Source organism: Acidithrix sp. C25 (assembly GCF_904848545.2).
On sequence record NZ_CAJHCI020000010.1, the window covers coordinates 1094963 to 1110494 of the forward strand.

11 protein-coding genes are annotated in these 15532 nt (G+C 47.9%); 3 read left to right on the top strand and 8 right to left on the bottom strand.

The window, feature by feature from the left end; translation table 11 throughout:
• Positions 1-221: 221 nt before the first annotated feature.
• The 4 genes from purB to ACIDITHRIX25_RS80550 all read right to left on the bottom strand — a co-directional run bounded on the left by purB (position 222) and on the right by ACIDITHRIX25_RS80550 (position 6887).
• On the bottom strand, positions 222-1547 hold the full coding sequence (gene purB, locus ACIDITHRIX25_RS80535; RefSeq protein ID WP_201733460.1) for an adenylosuccinate lyase: 1326 nt from the start codon (positions 1545-1547) through the stop codon (positions 222-224).
• Between the two features lie 237 nt (positions 1548-1784).
• On the bottom strand, positions 1785-3044 hold the full coding sequence (gene purD, locus ACIDITHRIX25_RS80540) for a phosphoribosylamine--glycine ligase (RefSeq protein WP_052604944.1): 1260 nt from the start codon (positions 3042-3044) through the stop codon (positions 1785-1787).
• Positions 3044-4318 (bottom strand): adenylosuccinate synthase, encoded by a 1275-nt coding sequence (locus tag ACIDITHRIX25_RS80545; protein WP_052604943.1) that lies wholly within the window; start codon positions 4316-4318, stop codon positions 3044-3046. Before ACIDITHRIX25_RS80545 ends, purD begins: the two co-directional genes overlap by 1 nt.
• Positions 4319-4388: 70 nt before the next feature.
• On the bottom strand, positions 4389-6887 hold the full coding sequence (locus ACIDITHRIX25_RS80550) for an ATP-dependent Clp protease ATP-binding subunit (protein ID WP_052604942.1): 2499 nt from the start codon (positions 6885-6887) through the stop codon (positions 4389-4391).
• A gap of 650 nt (positions 6888-7537) precedes the next feature.
• Between ACIDITHRIX25_RS80550 and ACIDITHRIX25_RS80555 the strand changes: the two genes are divergently transcribed.
• Positions 7538-7729: a hypothetical protein gene (locus ACIDITHRIX25_RS80555; protein WP_052604940.1), complete on the top strand. Its 192-nt coding sequence runs from the start codon at positions 7538-7540 to the stop codon at positions 7727-7729.
• Positions 7730-8187: 458 nt separating this feature from the next.
• Here the strand turns inward: ACIDITHRIX25_RS80555 and ACIDITHRIX25_RS80560 are convergent, their stop codons facing one another.
• The 4 genes from ACIDITHRIX25_RS80560 to dnaK form a co-directional block, all read right to left on the bottom strand.
• Positions 8188-8598, bottom strand: coding sequence for a heat shock protein transcriptional repressor HspR (locus ACIDITHRIX25_RS80560; protein WP_052604939.1), 411 nt, complete (start codon positions 8596-8598; stop codon positions 8188-8190).
• A gap of 50 nt (positions 8599-8648) precedes the next feature.
• Positions 8649-9734 carry a molecular chaperone DnaJ gene (gene dnaJ / locus ACIDITHRIX25_RS80565; protein WP_052604938.1) on the bottom strand — a complete coding sequence of 362 codons (1086 nt, stop codon included), beginning with the start codon at positions 9732-9734 and terminating at the stop codon, positions 8649-8651.
• 6 nt (positions 9735-9740) lie between these two features.
• Complete coding sequence (locus ACIDITHRIX25_RS80570; RefSeq protein WP_052604937.1) at positions 9741-10376, bottom strand: nucleotide exchange factor GrpE; 636 nt, start codon at positions 10374-10376, stop codon at positions 9741-9743.
• 229 nt (positions 10377-10605) lie between these two features.
• Positions 10606-12447 (bottom strand): molecular chaperone DnaK, encoded by a 1842-nt coding sequence (gene dnaK, locus ACIDITHRIX25_RS80575; protein ID WP_052604936.1) that lies wholly within the window; start codon positions 12445-12447, stop codon positions 10606-10608.
• 143 nt (positions 12448-12590) lie between these two features.
• Here dnaK and gpmA point away from each other — a divergent pair, with 143 nt between their 5' ends.
• Together gpmA and ACIDITHRIX25_RS80585 are read left to right on the top strand one after the other, a co-directional pair.
• Complete coding sequence (gene gpmA / locus ACIDITHRIX25_RS80580) at positions 12591-13286, top strand: 2,3-diphosphoglycerate-dependent phosphoglycerate mutase (protein WP_052604935.1); 696 nt, start codon at positions 12591-12593, stop codon at positions 13284-13286.
• 591 nt (positions 13287-13877) lie between these two features.
• Positions 13878-15440 (top strand): phospholipase C, encoded by a 1563-nt coding sequence (locus ACIDITHRIX25_RS80585; RefSeq protein ID WP_052604934.1) that lies wholly within the window; start codon positions 13878-13880, stop codon positions 15438-15440.
• The last annotated feature ends 92 nt before the right edge of the window (positions 15441-15532 follow it).

Sequence of the window (15532 nt, forward strand, 5' to 3'; positions counted from 1 at the left end):
TCTTGCGCGGCATTTGGCACAGAAGGAATCCAAAAAGGACTCTAAATCCAATTGAATCCTCTGTTGTCAGCCAAACAATCCCTAGCCAACCAGCCAAGGATATTCAACCAAATCGATCGACTCTTGGGTTCTTCTGCAGATCTTGTAGGTAAAGCTACCCTGTCAAACAATCCTTATGGCACTCCCCTAACTAACAAAGGGCACCACAGATTGTCACCGTTTCACTGAAATTCGTTGCGCACAAGAGGAATCTTTGACGCCTCTTTCAACGTCAATGAGGCGTTAGCAATTATCCTATGAGCGTCGAAAGCGGCATCTAGCACGCTCTCGTCCAGTTGAACACTAGCCTCATCTTCAAGAACCAAGCGCAGGTGACGCCTCTCTTTTATTGCACGAGCAGCGGCACCTTGAACGATTCGATATGCATCATCACGAGTTCGCCCTGAATCTACGATCGCCAACAAGAGCGACTGAGAAAAAACTAATCCGAACGAATTGTCAAGATTTCTCTTCATCGCGACCTCATCGACGACCAAACCGCTAATCAACGAGGTGAGTTTGTTTGCCATATAGTAGGCCAAAATAGATGCATCGGGCATGATGACGCGCTCGACTGAAGAATGTGATATGTCTCGTTCGTGCCAAAGGGCGATATCTTCCAGCGATGAGATCAAGTAACCTCTCATCACACGGGACAACCCTACCAGTCTCTCAGAGAGGATGGGATTGCGTTTGTGAGGCATCGCGGAAGACCCCTTCTGTCCGGGCTGAAAATACTCCTGGGCCTCGCCAAGCTCTGTTCGTGCAAGGTGGCGTATCTCAGTCGCAATCGTCTCAATCGTCGCCGCCATTGAGGTCAATGCATATACATATTCAGCATGGCGATCCCTCGCTATAACTTGGGTGGCAGGCGTAGGAGTAAGACCAAGTGCGCCACAAACAATCTTTTCGACCTCAGGATCTATGTTCGAATAAGTTCCAACCGCACCCGACAATTTACCGACTGATATTCCAGAGATAGCTCGTTCCAAACGCTCATAATCACGGTTCAGAGCCAAACAAAAAAGAGCGAGTTTGTTGCCGAAAGTTGTGGGCTCGGCGTGCATTCCGTGTGTACGGCCTGCCATCACCGTATCTTTATATTCCACTGCCTTGTTGTAAAGCGCAAGTATCGCACCTCGCACTTGGCCGGAAATTGCCTTACCAGCCTTTACAAGAATGACCGAGAGAGCGGTATCTACTACATCCGAAGAGGTCAAACCGTAATGGACCCAACTAGCTGCGCTCACGCCGATATGAGACTGAACCACATCGACGAAAGCGGCCAGATCGTGATTTGTTATCGCTTCTCGGGCACCAACCTCATCCACAAAAGCCCGGTCGATCTTTGGCGCTAATCTGCGTACCAAAATGGCATCTTCACTTGGGATCTTTCCTAAGGTTGCTAACGCCTCGACGGTGAGCAACTCGACCTCCAGCCAAGCCGTCATTCGAGACTCATCGGAAAATATCTCGCCAATCTCTCCTATGGTATATCGATCGATCACTCTTTTGCTCCTTGGCCTAGTCGGATAATTAAAGTCAATAAGGACTAAAATAGTCCCAAAATTAGCTCATCAAATAAGACGCATCAAAACACGTCTCAAATACATATGACAATCTATTCGCCAACGATCCCTATTGCCGAAAAAGCAAACCTAGGAATCAGAAGTGATGCATAAACAATTAAATGCAAAAAGAAATCCTTAGCCAACAGATCTCGATCAACCATTAAGAAGGGATCCCTACTCTTCTCTCGCTGCTATATCCCTTCGGAATTGTGCCCCATCGAAGGAGATGCGATCTACCGCACGATATGCCTTGGAGATAGCGCCTCGGAGATCTTCATCAAAGCCACAAACTCCTATTACTCGACCTCCGCCAACCACAATTGCACCTTGGTCGGTCAATTTAGTTCCGCTGTGAAAGATTCGTACACCATCAAGTTTCGCAGCTTCGCCAAGACCGATGATCTCTCCATTTACCTTGGGCGACTCAGGATAACCAGGTGCGGCCATAACCACGACCACACCATTTTTCTTATTTGGCACGATTGCACTATCGAGGTCACCTTTTGCTGCGCTGAGCAAAAGCAATCCTAATTGGCCCTCTAGCTGCGGAAGAATAACTTGAGCTTCTGGATCTCCAAATCTCACATTAAATTCAATCAGCTTAGGACCCTCTTGGGTAATGATCAGTCCCGCATAGAGCAGACCACGATAGTCGATTCCCATTGAAGTCAACTTGGCCAAGGTTGGATGCACTATCTCGTCCATCGCCCTTTGGGTCATTCCTTCATCGAACCAAGCGACCGGAGAATACGCACCCATTCCACCTGTATTTGGACCAAGGTCACCATCACTCAAACGTTTATGGTCACAAGCACACGGTAATGCCAATGCGCTTTTACCGTCACAAACGACCATCAAAGAGATCTCATTACCAACTAGACACTCTTCTATGATGACCTTTCGCCCTGCATCTCCAAAACTAGTACCACTTAATTTTTGGGTTACATCCAAGATTGCTTCGTCTAAGTCGCTTGTTACAAGCACGCCCTTACCAGCCGCTAGACCGTCGGTCTTTATCACGTAGGGACCATCGGTTCCTCTTAGATAAGAAATAGCTAGTTCCAAATTATCAAAAGTACGATAATTTGCCGTAGGCACCTTCGCACTCGCAGCAATCTCTTTCATAAAGTCTTTAGAACCTTCAAGCATTGCGCCGTCGCGTCCAGGACCAAAGACCGACTTGCCCTGCTGGCGAAGGCGATCAGCGAGACCATCTACAAGTGGAGCTTCTGGTCCAATCACAAATAGGTCAGCTTCTAGCTGTGTTGCATCCAACGAAGAGGTACCACAAATTTGTGCAATTCCCGGATTGCCAGGTGTCACTGTAACACTATGACCCTCGCGAACAAGCGTGTCGGCGATAGCGTGCTCTCGCCCTCCACCTCCGACAACGACGATCCGCAAATGGGGACTCTGAGTAACCGCGGTCACCATTAACCCTGTACGAACTGTTCGCGCTCTGGTCCAACACCTATTGTCGTAATAGGCACACCAAGATTCTCTTTCAAGAATTCAACGTAGACCCGAGCCTCTTTTGGCAAGTCGCTAAGTTTTCGCGCAGCAGAGATATCGGTCATCCAACCTTGGAACTCTTCGTAAATCGGCTCAACCTTATGAAAAACACTCTGATGATAGGGGACCGAATCTAGGATCTTATCCCCATCTCGATATGCTACGCATACCTTTATTGTCTCAAAGCTATCGAGGACGTCCATCTTGGTAAGAGCAATCTCTGTCAAAGAGTTCAAGCGTGCTGCATGTCGCACCAAAACTGCATCAAACCATCCCGCCCTACGTCGACGTCCAGTCACCGTTCCGAATTCATGACCGATCTCTATGAGGCGATCGCCGGTCTCATCCTTTAGCTCAGTTGGAAATGGTCCAGCTCCCACTCGGGTGAGGTATGCCTTTGAAATTCCAATGATCGATCCGAGTTGTCGTGGTCCAATTCCGCTTCCGATGCAGGCACCACCAGCAGTTGGCGAAGAGGAGGTGACAAATGGATAGGTCCCATGATCTATATCCAAGAAGGTAGCTTGGGCGCCTTCGAGAAGAATCTCTTTACCCGCTGCCACAGCATTTTGTAAAATCTCAACCGTATCAGCGATATGAGGAGCAATCTTAGAGGCATATTCGCCTAGATAACGATCGGCAATCTCATCGCCCGAGAGCGGAAGACGGTTATATACCTTTGAGAGGACAGCATTTTTCTCACGCAATGCCACGTCGAGCTTTTGGCGAAAGATCTTTTCATCGAGGAGGTCTTGAACTCTAAGGCCAATTCGGTTGGCCTTGTCGGCATAGGCGGGTCCGATTCCCCTCTTGGTTGTACCAAGGGCATTCTTTCCAAGGTAACGTTCTGTTACCCTATCGAGCTCTAGGTGATAGGGCATTATCAGATGTGCAGAGCCAGAGACCAGGATGCGAGAGGTATCCACACCTCTCGCATTTAGCGCCTCCATCTCTTTGATTAAGACACCTGGCTCAACCACAACGCCATTACCAATTACGCAAGTGGCACGCTCGGATAAAATTCCAGAGGGAATCAACGAAAGTGCAAAAGACTCTTCCCCCACCACTACAGTATGGCCGGCATTATGACCACCCTGATAGCGAACCACATAGTCACACTGTGCGGCCATGGAATCGGTGAGCTTTCCTTTGCCCTCGTCACCCCATTGCGTACCTACTACGACCTTTACTGGCAAGATAGGCCTCCTTAGAAATCCCAGAACTTTTCCGGTGAAAAAGTCCAAGTAAATGCTAGGCGCATCTCAATCAATTAAGGGCAACGGCGAGGGGATTAGATGGATCAATAAAGGCATGAATTGTATCTCCCTCTCCGAAGGTTCCACTCAAAATAGCACTCGAGATCGCATTACCAAGAAGGCGCTGCAAAACTCTCCTAAGTGGTCTAGCCCCAAAGGCCGGATCAAAACCTTCGGTTGCAATTAAAGTTCGCAGGCCAGGAGAGACATCCAACGATATCTTACGAAGCGCCAATCGCTCTTTGATCTCATCGATCATCAGATCTGTAATTTTGTCTAGGTCATCCTGACTAAGGGAGTGAAATGTAATAATCTCATCGATACGGTTTACAAATTCCGGTTTGAAGAATGCCCTTGGATCTACAGTTAGATTCGAAGTCATGATCAAGACGGTATTGGTGAAGTTGACAGTTCTCCCCTGGCCATCTGTCAGCCGACCGTCATCTAAGACCTGCAAGAGAACGTTAAAGACATCCTGGTGCGCCTTCTCTAGCTCATCAAGCAAAACCACCGAATAGGGACGTCGTCGTATCGCTTCGGAGAGTTGTCCACCTTCGTCGTATCCAACATATCCTGGAGGTGCTCCGACTAAGCGAGCTACGGTATGTGCCTCTTGATATTCTCCCATGTCGATGCGGGTCATAGCCCGCTCATCGTCAAAGAGAAAGCCAGCTAGAGCCTTTGCCATCTCGGTCTTTCCAACTCCTGTTGGCCCCAAAAATAGGAAGCTTCCAATTGGTCGATTCGGATCACCAAGGCCAGCACGAGAACGCCGAATAGCATTGGCAACAGCTGAGATTGCATCGTCTTGGCCAATTACACGCCGATGAAGTTCATCCTCCATCGCCAGCAATTTACCGACTTCCCCTTCGAGCATCTTTGAAACGGGAATTCCTGTGGCATTTGAAACGACCCCCGCTATGTCGGCGTCGCTCACCTCTTCTCGAAGCATCTTCATATCAGATTGCAGCTCCTCAAGGCTGGCACTTTGGGCCTTTATCTCCTCTTCGATCATCGGGATTCGCGAATATAAAATCTCAGAAGCCTTATCGAGACTTCCCTCTCGCGAATAACGATCAGCGGCCAGTCGAGATGACTCTAGGGACTCCTTGGCTGTTCGTATCGTCTCGATCTTTTCCTTCTCAAGCTGCCAGTGACCAACCATGGTAGATCGCTCTTCGTTCAAATTCGCCAAATCAGAGTCGATCTTGCTCAAGCGATCAAGCGATGATCGGTCATCTTCTCCCTCGAGCGAAATCTTCTCGATCTCCAACTGGCGGATTCGTCGATCAACGACGTCAATTTCAGTTGGCATTGAGTCAATCTCAATACGCAAACGACTCGCAGCCTCATCGACCAGGTCTATCGCCTTATCGGGCAAAAAGCGATCTGTAATGTAACGCTTAGATAGCAATACCGCAGCCACTAGTGCACGATCCTGAATCCGAACACCATGAAAGACCTCATAGCGCTCCTTTAGGCCTCGCAAAATAGCAACTGAAGCTTCAACGGTTGGCTCTTCAACCAGAACCCTTTGAAAACGCCTCTCAAGTGCAGGATCCTTTTCGATGTATTTGCGATATTCATCGAGTGTGGTCGCTCCGACCATCCGAAGCTCACCTCGAGCCAACATTGGCTTGAGCATATTGGAAGCATCCATCGCTCCCTCGCCAGCTCCAGCTCCTACCACAGTGTGCATCTCGTCGATAAAGGTGATTACCTCACCATCAGAGGACGCAATCTCAGCCAAGACAGCCTTCAGTCTCTCTTCAAACTCACCTCGATATTTCGCTCCAGCCACCATTGATGCTAGATCTAAGGCAATTAGACGCTTGGACTTAAGGCCTTCTGGCACATCGCCTTGTACGATTCTTAGCGCCAAACCTTCAACGATTGCTGTCTTTCCTACGCCCGGTTCTCCAATTAAAATAGGATTATTCTTAGTTCTCCTCGACAGAACCTGGATCACCCTACGAATCTCTTCATCTCGGCCAATGACCGGATCGATCTTTCCCCCAAGGGCAGCTTTAGTTAGATCTCGACCATAACGCTCAAGAGCGGCAAAGGTCTCCTCTGGATTTTGAGAGGTCACCCTCTGGCTACCTCGTACCTCTTTGAGTACGCTAAGCATAGAGGCCCTGTCGACTTCAAAGAGAGGTGCCAACTCAAGTAAAAGGTGTTCTACCGAGAGATAGTCGTCACGCATCTCAGCACGATTGAGGTCTGCCATCTTGACTAAATCCAATAGCGCCCGTGACATAGTTGGATCAGCTCCAAAGACCTTTGTCGACGAATCAAGACGTGCCACAATCTTGTTGCGTAATGCTAGAGGCGAGAGGTTCAATTTCGACAGAATCGGCAATGTAAGTCCCTCTCCTTGGCCAATCAGTGCAAGTGCCAAGTGATCTGGAGTCACCTCTGGATTCGAGCGAGCTTTAGCGTCTTCAAGGGCCGCTGAAAGCGCCTCTTGGGTCTTTTGAGTCCATTTGTTAGTATTTATCGTGCTCATATATTAATCCACCACCTATTTCGGGTCCCTAGCTCCGCAATCGATAAACTGAGCCAGAAAATCTTCTAAAAAGCAAACAAGATCCTTGGTCAAACAATCAAACAGTTATTCGCGCCTAAAATTCTCTACCAAGAGATCTAATATTACGTAATCATAATTAATTCAAAGACAAAAAAATAGAAACTTTATCCCCTTTTAATTGGGGAAAATAATCCTGATAAAACAAAAAATCCCAAGAAGCAATCCAAGTTTTATGGACCTCGATTGGCCTTAGTTTTTAACTTTATTCATGGTAACTTCGGATCTATTTTGCGACAATCTCATCTTCGAATTATCACCCTGGACTAACGTCGAAATTTAACTTAATCAAGGGTCATAATTCCAGGTCGATTAAAATGGGCATGTGTTACGGTCTAGCTTCTACTGGGTTGGCTTCTACTGGGTTGGCTTCTACTGGGATAAGCCCTAGGTGATATCTTGTCTGGGGTTGTCTTATGCGGGGCGAAATTAAAACTGTTGGAAGCTGTGTTACCAACAAGATGCCAAAGCCACTAGCTACAAAACCACATTACAGTCAACAATTCTCCCAAAAAAGCAAATTATAAATTTCTCGACGCCCAAATAACAAAGCGACCATTGCTAAAGAAGTGATGCGAGAAAGCGCCTATACCAAAGTCCTACGATCTAAGGCTTCGACCAATATGTCGCCCTTTAAATTCATGGAATGTCAAGGCTACGACAATACTACCGATCAAATTGCCAGGATAAAAGAGTCATTTCGAAAAGATCTCCAAGACCTACATCTAATCGACCTCCAAACCCAAGAAGAAGAGCGCCTTTGATTAAGTCCCCTGAAAAAGATCCCGACCGCTAGATACGCTATGGCAGACGCCCTAAACCCAAAAGCCCTAAAATCAGGTTTTCCAAAGTTAGCTACCACAACGACAACAAAGCACAACTGGGGGATTTATTGCCTGTTTGAAAGAGCCCGGTTGGAATCAACAATTAGGAATCACTAGGCAAAAACGAACTTCCGACAAAGAGCACCTAAAGTGATGCATTCAAAACACAACTCGCTATCAAAATTACAAGAGAAAGGCAGCTCCCAAATGTCGTTCAAGATAGATCACAAAGACACCTCAATGACAATATAGAATCTGGGCTATTTCGGTAATAAATGACCGAAAAATCACTCTGATTCGAAGATAGCTCGCTTTCGGCAAAAGGACACGTTAAAATCCACAATTATGAAAATTTAGCCACCAAAGACTCCCAAAGCATCTCAACGATTCCAAAAGAACTAATCGTTATTTCCAATTGGAAACCTATAGTACATAAATGGAACAACCGCCTGGTTAATCGGGACTAGATCCCTTCGATATTGACGATGGGTCTCATCCACCTCTTCTTTTTTGGAATCTTTAATTCGTTTGATCTCGCTCTTTAGCTCCATCACCTCCTCTTCAAGTTCCAAAATTCGCCGAACACCCTCTAGATTCACGCCAGCTTCAGTTAGATCCGAGATTCTCCTAAGTCTCTCAAGATCACGCTGAGAATAGCGCCTGGAGCCACCGCTAGTACGCTTTGGATCCAAAAGACCGCGCCGCTCATAGATACGGAGCGTTTGCGGGTGCACTCCTGCTAGTTCGGCCGCGACAGAGATAACATATACGGCTCTAAAAAATGATTCATTATAAGATTCGCCTGCCATGGCACCTCCTTAGTGATATAACAAGAAAGGTCACTCAAAGAAGAGTCGAACTAAACCTCCTTAGGTAGGATCCGTGCTAACTCTTCAACTAATTTACGTTGTTCATCAGAGAGATTCTTTGGAATAACGATTTCAATCGTTACCAAAAGATCACCTGGCGTGATCCTGCGACCCGAGGGTGCTACGCCATATCCCTTGGCTCTCAAAACCTGACCAGACTTAGTGCCTGCCGGAACTCTAAGCTTCACACTCGAACGCAATGTCGGAACCACAATGTCGGTTCCAAGCGTCGCCTGGGGAAAAGAGATCTTAGAAGTGGTAACCAAGTCATTTCCGCGCCTGGAAAATCTTGGATCCGCACCCACCTTAATGGTGATATAAAGATCTCCACTTGGGCCCCCATTTCGTCCCGGTCCACCCTTTTGTTTGAGCCGAATGCGTTGACCATCTTCGACTCCAGCTGGAATTCGAACATTGAGCTTTCGATTGGAAGGAACCGTTCCTGTGCCTTGGCACGAATTACAAGGTAAGTCGACTCGTAGTCCCCTGCCACCACAGGCGGGACAGGGTTGAGAAAAGGAGAAAAAACCTTGATTCTCATTTACCGAGCCACTTCCTTGGCATCTCGCACAGACAACCGGAGAACTACCTGGCGCTGCACCAGTTCCATGACAAGTTCGGCACTGGGCCTCCCCAATCACATTTACTGAGGTGGTAAGGCCTTCAATGGATTCGATAAAGGTAATCGACAATGAAGTATCTACGTCGCTACCACGCTGTGGTCCAGCTGTAGGATTTCGCCTACCTTTATTGAAGAGGCCACCAAAGACGTCTCCCAAATCCTCGACTTTGAAGTTGAAGCCTGGCTCTGATCCTCCACCTCCGCCTCCGGTTCGAGGCATAAATGGAGATTGATCCTTAAAGGAGTCGTATTCACTTCTTCGTTTAGCATCTCCGAGCACCTCATAGGCGCTTGAGAGTTCCTTGAACTTCTCCTCGGAACCGGGATGGGCATCGGGATGATATGCCTTGGCCAACTTACGATAGGCATTTCGGATATCTTTTTCGCTTGCCGACTTATCGACACCCAAAATTGAGTAGTAATCCTTTTCGTACCACTCGCTGTTAGCCGACATGGGCTATCACCCCACTACCTTTACCATCGCTGGTCGAATCGTCTTACCCTTCCAAAGGTATCCAGATCTAAATATTTCCGCCACCTTGGCTGGTCCGTCACCATCTTCATGAGCAACAGCTTGATGGATCTCAGGGTCAAATTCAGCACCGACCTCTTCGATAACCACTAACCCTTCATTTGCAAGCGCGCTGAAAATTGGCCTAATTGTCTTTGTTACCAACTCTTCGTCAGGAGCACCAACTTTATGGGCTAAGAGCGAGGCTAAATCATCGAGACTTGGTATCAATCGCTCCAAAAGCGCTACTACTCGTCTTTCAGATGCTTCGGCTTCCAATCGAGCCGTTCGTCGACGGAAATTGTCGAAATCTGCCTTGGTGCGCTGTAGTGCATCCAAATAGTCGTCGCGCTCTTTGGTGATCTGCGAAACCACATCAGCCAAATTATCCCAAGAGGGAACCTCGTCATCGGCCAAGGTCTCATCTATAAGATCGGGAACGATAACCTCATCACCATTTTCCGTAAAATCATCAAAGATGGCTCCGCCGTTGCCGTCGATCTCTTGGTTCTGATCGCCAAACGTACCATCGTCTGCCCTCGTAATTGCTCCTTCGGCTTCCAAAGGCGCATCCGAATCGCTCATTGGTATCCTTTCGGTAAATATCTTCAAACTTACAATGCGTCTATCGCAAAGATCTACTCATAGCACTGTGGGAATCTAATTTCATCAATAAAATTCACTTAGATGCCACAGTGCAACCCAAGAGAGATTTGCAACTCTACATAAGATTGAACTGGTGGCCTTTTGTAATCGGTCAAAATCACAAAAGGCCAATAGCTCCTATGAATAGAGTCAGCAACTCATTAAGCGTTTAGGGCTTGGGGTCGTCGACGATCTCTGCATCGACGACTTCATCGTCACTAGCGGCACTTTGAGCACTTGCATCCTCTTGGTTAGGCGCACTAGCTGCTGCCTTGGAAGCCTCTTCGTAAAGGCGTTGAGTGAAATCTTGCGAGGACTTCATGAGGGCATCTGTGGCATTCTTGATAACCTCGACATCACTGTCGGCAAGCGCCTTCTTGAGTGTCTCAAGGGCGGCCTCCACAGTTTCCTTCTCGTCACCCGAGAACTTCTCACCTTGCTCCTTTAGCAGCTTCTCAGTCTGGTAGACCAAAGTATCGCCGTTATTTCGGATATCAGCCTCTTCGCGACGTCGCTTATCGTCAGCTACGTGAGCCTCAGCATCTTTGACCATTCGATCGATGTCATCTTTGCTTAGCGTGCTCTGTCCTGAGATCGTGATCGACTGCTCTTTGTTGGTAGCGCGATCCTTAGCAGAGACATGAACGATACCATTGGCATCGATATCAAAGGTTACCTCAATCTGAGGAATCCCTCTTGGTGCAGGAGGAAGGCCAACAAGCTGGAACTTTCCAAGGGTCTTATTGTACATGGCCATCTCGCGCTCACCTTGCAAGACATGAATCTCAACCGAAGGCTGACTGTCGTCTGCGGTGGTAAATACCTCAGTACGCTTGGTTGGAATCGTAGTATTTCGCTCGATCAACTTGGTCATCACTCCACCCTTGGTCTCAATACCAAGGCTTAGAGGGGTAACGTCAAGAAGTAGAACATCTTTTACTTCGCCCTTTAGAACGCCAGCTTGCACCGCAGCACCAATTGCTACTACCTCATCGGGGTTTACACCCTTATGAGGCTCTTTTCCTGTGATACCGGTTACTAGCTCTTGAATAGCTGGCATACGAGTCGAGCCACCTACCAAGACAACGTGATCGATCTGCTCTTTGGTTAAGCCAGCATCGCGAATTGCTTGCTCGAATGGCCCACGACAAGCTTGAGTTAGATCCTCGGTTAGCTCTTGGAACTTAGACCGAGTTAGCTTGAGATCAAGATGCTTTGGTCCCTCTGCATTAGCAGTGATAAAGGGAAGGTTAATTGTGGTTTCACCAACGGCGCTAAGCTCAATCTTGGCCTTTTCGCCAGCCTCTTTGAGCCTTTGCATCGCCATCTTGTCGCCAGAGAGGTCAATTCCCTCTGTATCCTTGAAGGTCTTTACGAGCCAATCGATCACACGTTGATCCCAGTCATCGCCACCAAGGCTTGTGTTTCCACTTGTCGACTTGACCTCAAAGACACCGTCACCAATCTCAAGAACTGAGACGTCGAAGGTGCCACCGCCTAAGTCAAAGACTAAAACCGTCTGATCCTCGCCCTCTTTGTCTAATCCATAGGCAAGTGCTGCTGCAGTTGGCTCATTGATAATACGAAGGACCTCAAGGCCTGCAATCTGTCCGGCCTCTTTAGTCGCGGTGCGCTGAGCATCATCAAAATAAGCAGGAACCGTAATTACGGCTTGATTTACAGTATCGCCAAGGTAGCTCTCAGCATCTCTCTTTAACTTTGATAGAACACGTGCCGAAATCTCTTGTGGAGTAAAAGGCTTCCCATCGATATCGATGGTCCAGTTTGTACCCATATGGCGTTTTACGGAACGTATTGTGCGATCTGGATTGGTAATTGCTTGGCGCTTGGCGACTTCGCCGACAAGAACCTCTCCAGTCTTGGAAAAAGCTACGACTGAAGGGGTCGTACGACCACCTTCTGCATTGGGTATTACTACCGGGTCGCCGCCCTCAAGGACGCTAACGACCGAGTTGGTAGTTCCGAGGTCAATTCCTACGGCTTTTGGCATCTTTCTAAATACCTCCTAGTGAAGTTTCATACACATTATATGTGCAATAAAGTTGAGTGTACTCATATCAACTTTGATTTTTGAGATTTTCTTTCCAATTCTGAAAGATTTTTTGAAAATCAAGGCTACCTTTAGAGCTTGTTATGGGACAATTGATACTTTTACGACACGGCCAGAGCACCTGGAACCTAGAAGAGAAATTCACAGGATGGACAGACATCGACCTTACCGAAAAGGGCGTTGAGGAAGCAATAGCTGCCGGCAGGCTTATGGCCAGCGAAGGCCTAGCTCCCGACATCCTTCATACTTCACTATTGCGTCGAGCTATCAAAACCTCGGATCTTGCCTTAGAAGAGCTAGGTCGTAGTTGGATCCCTGTCTATCGTCACTGGCGATTAAACGAACGACACTACGGAGCCCTTCAAGGCCACACTCGAGAAGAGATGAAGGAACGCTTTAGCTCAGAGCAAGTTCATCAATGGCGACGCTCCTATGATGTTGTGCCACCGGCACTTGATAGGAACGACCCAAGTCATAGTCGTCACGATCTTAGGTATAGCGATTTAGCACCAGAGATCATTCCGGATGCTGAATGCCTAAAAGACGTTAGAGAAAGGATGCTTCCTTACTTCTATGACGTAATGGTCCCCCAGCTTCTAGCAGGAAAGTCCCTTTTGGTTTCAGCCCACGGCAACTCTCTGCGAGCCATGGTAATGCATCTTGAAGATATCGACCGCGAAGAGATCCTAACCCTTGAGATCCCAAATGGACTACCCATCGTCTACGACGTCGATCAAAACCTCAAAGCAACACGCACCCACTGGTTGGGACGAGACTAGTTACTTGGCATCAAGTCTCTTTGGCTAAGACTTCCTCGTTCTAACATTGGCTTATTACCAGCGTCTTCTTGGGAGGCGCTGGTCTCTATAGTTCTGCATGACTCTGTGTAGCTCTTTATGGCTCTTATTGCTTATTTACACTTATCGCTCTGTATGACGCTTATGGCTCTTTGATAATTTGATAATTTGATAATTTGATAATTTGATAATTTCAAGCGGCTCTCCAAGAGCACCATTATTAGACATCACCATCCAAAGCCTAGATTTTAAAGCCAAAGCGTAAAGCCGAGGTGTAAAACCAAAGCGTAAAACCAAAGCGTAAAACCAACTCCGGCATCAAACAGGGCTAATAGTCCTAATAGGTTGATCTCAAAGATAGATCTAGATCATGGGTTCGCCGATTTCAGCGCCTTCGCCTTATAAAACGCATGAAAAACGGGGTCCTCATCGATCTTGCAGCTGGCAACCCGGGCAGCTCCAAATAACACCCCAAAGATAATAGAAAGTGCTATTGTGGCGTTGATATCTTAGCGAAACGCCAAGTGAGCAAAGCGTCCAAAGATAACAATATAGCGAGGGACCCATGGCACTTTGAATCGAAATAGCGACCAATTTCTCGACCGACGGCGATTCCTAAAAGGTGCACTAGCTGGTGGTTTGGCCGCCCTAGCGGCGTCTTGTGGAAATTCAAAGACGATCTCAAAGGCAATCGCGATACCTCCAGCTGGGTCAGATCTAGGGGCTATCGAACATGTGATCTTTCTGATGCAAGAAAATCGCTCCTTCGACCACTACTTTGGAACTTACCCCGGAGTTCGAGGTTTCGACGATCATCCAAGTGGCCAACTCGGTGCCTTCTCCCAAGCATTTGCCGCAAACACCACGATACCTCCACTCGGGCGTCTCCTACCATTTAGGCTCAACACCTCATCTAAGGTTGGAGAATGCACCTTTGACCTGGCGCATGATTGGCAGACGCAACACGAATGCTGGGACCACGGTTCGATGGCTAGGTTTGTGAGCACCCATACCGACCCTTTGCATGAAGGTGTGGCAAATGGAGTCCTCACCATGGGATACTATCTTCGACAAGACCTTCCATATCACTATGGGTTAGCCGATGCCTTCACCCTTTGCGACGGTTATCATGCCTCAGTCTTAGGACCAACGCATCCAAATCGCCTCATGTCGATCTCCGGAACGATCGACCCTAACGGTAGCCATGGTGGCCCGGTTCTAATTACCAACTCCTCTCCGTCAGCACGATTTAGCGTCGATTGGACCACGATGCCCGAAGTACTAGAGGATGCCAATATCAGCTGGAAGGTCTACACGCCACCTGGACCCCTATATAGAGTTGACAACCCAGAAGTTCTTTGGATCTCTGACGCAATTCTTCCTTACTTCTCCCAATATCGCCACAAGGGGTCATCGCTCTACGAAAAGGCGTTTACGCCGACATTTCCCGACACCTTTATGACAGACATTCACAACGACTCGCTTCCATCGGTCTCTTGGGTAATTCCGCCTTTGGGCTATGACGAACACCCACCGGCTCCGCCTGCACTTGGTGCTTGGTTCATCGACCAGTTGCTAAGTGCGTTGATTGCATCACCAAAGGTATGGTCCAAGACGGTTCTCTTTATCTCCTGGGATGAAAATGACGGTTTCTTCGACCACGTTCCTCCTTTAGTGCCACCACCAGGCACCGAGGGAGAATACATTACCAAATCTCCTTTGGATGGATCATCTGGCGGGATCAATGGTCCCATCGGCCTTGGAATGCGAGTCCCAATGTTAGTTGTGTCTCCTTTTTCAAAAGGCGGTTACATAAACTCCGAGACCTTCGATCACACCTCACAACTTCGCTTCCTCGAAGAGAGATTTGGCGTTCAAGCACCAAATATCTCCAAGTGGCGTCGAAGTGCGGTGGGAGACTTGACTTCAACACTAGCGATGAAAGCCCCGAATTTTATCGCTCCAAATCTGCCATCGCCAATCGCTAACACCGCCTCCGAATTAGCAAGTCTTGGATGTGGCCCCGGCGACCTTCAAGAGGTCGACTACAGTCAGGCACCTTATCCGATACCCTCACCACAAACCATGGCAACACAAGAAGCGGGCACAGCCAAAAGAAGGCCTAGCCAGAGTTGAACCGAGTGAAGCAGTCGGCCAGAATATCTCTTTCGAAACATCGAAGACTCCACCAAAACGAACAAAAAGGTTAAAAAATAGATTTCTTTTCA

Excerpts from the sequence above, each read along its gene's own strand:
- purD (WP_052604944.1), bottom strand. The coding sequence starts at position 3,044 with ATGGTGACCGCGGTTACTCAGAGTCCCCATTTGCGGATCGTCGTTGTC.
- ACIDITHRIX25_RS80550 (WP_052604942.1), bottom strand. The coding sequence starts at position 6,887 with ATGAGCACGATAAATACTAACAAATGGACTCAAAAGACCCAAGAGGCG.
- ACIDITHRIX25_RS80555 (WP_052604940.1), top strand. The coding sequence starts at position 7,538 with ATGCGAGAAAGCGCCTATACCAAAGTCCTACGATCTAAGGCTTCGACC.
- ACIDITHRIX25_RS80560 (WP_052604939.1), bottom strand. The coding sequence starts at position 8,598 with ATGGCAGGCGAATCTTATAATGAATCATTTTTTAGAGCCGTATATGTT.
- dnaJ (WP_052604938.1), bottom strand. The coding sequence starts at position 9,734 with ATGTCGGCTAACAGCGAGTGGTACGAAAAGGATTACTACTCAATTTTG.
- ACIDITHRIX25_RS80570 (WP_052604937.1), bottom strand. The coding sequence starts at position 10,376 with ATGAGCGATTCGGATGCGCCTTTGGAAGCCGAAGGAGCAATTACGAGG.
- dnaK (WP_052604936.1), bottom strand. The coding sequence starts at position 12,447 with ATGCCAAAAGCCGTAGGAATTGACCTCGGAACTACCAACTCGGTCGTT.
- gpmA (WP_052604935.1), top strand. The coding sequence starts at position 12,591 with ATGGGACAATTGATACTTTTACGACACGGCCAGAGCACCTGGAACCTA.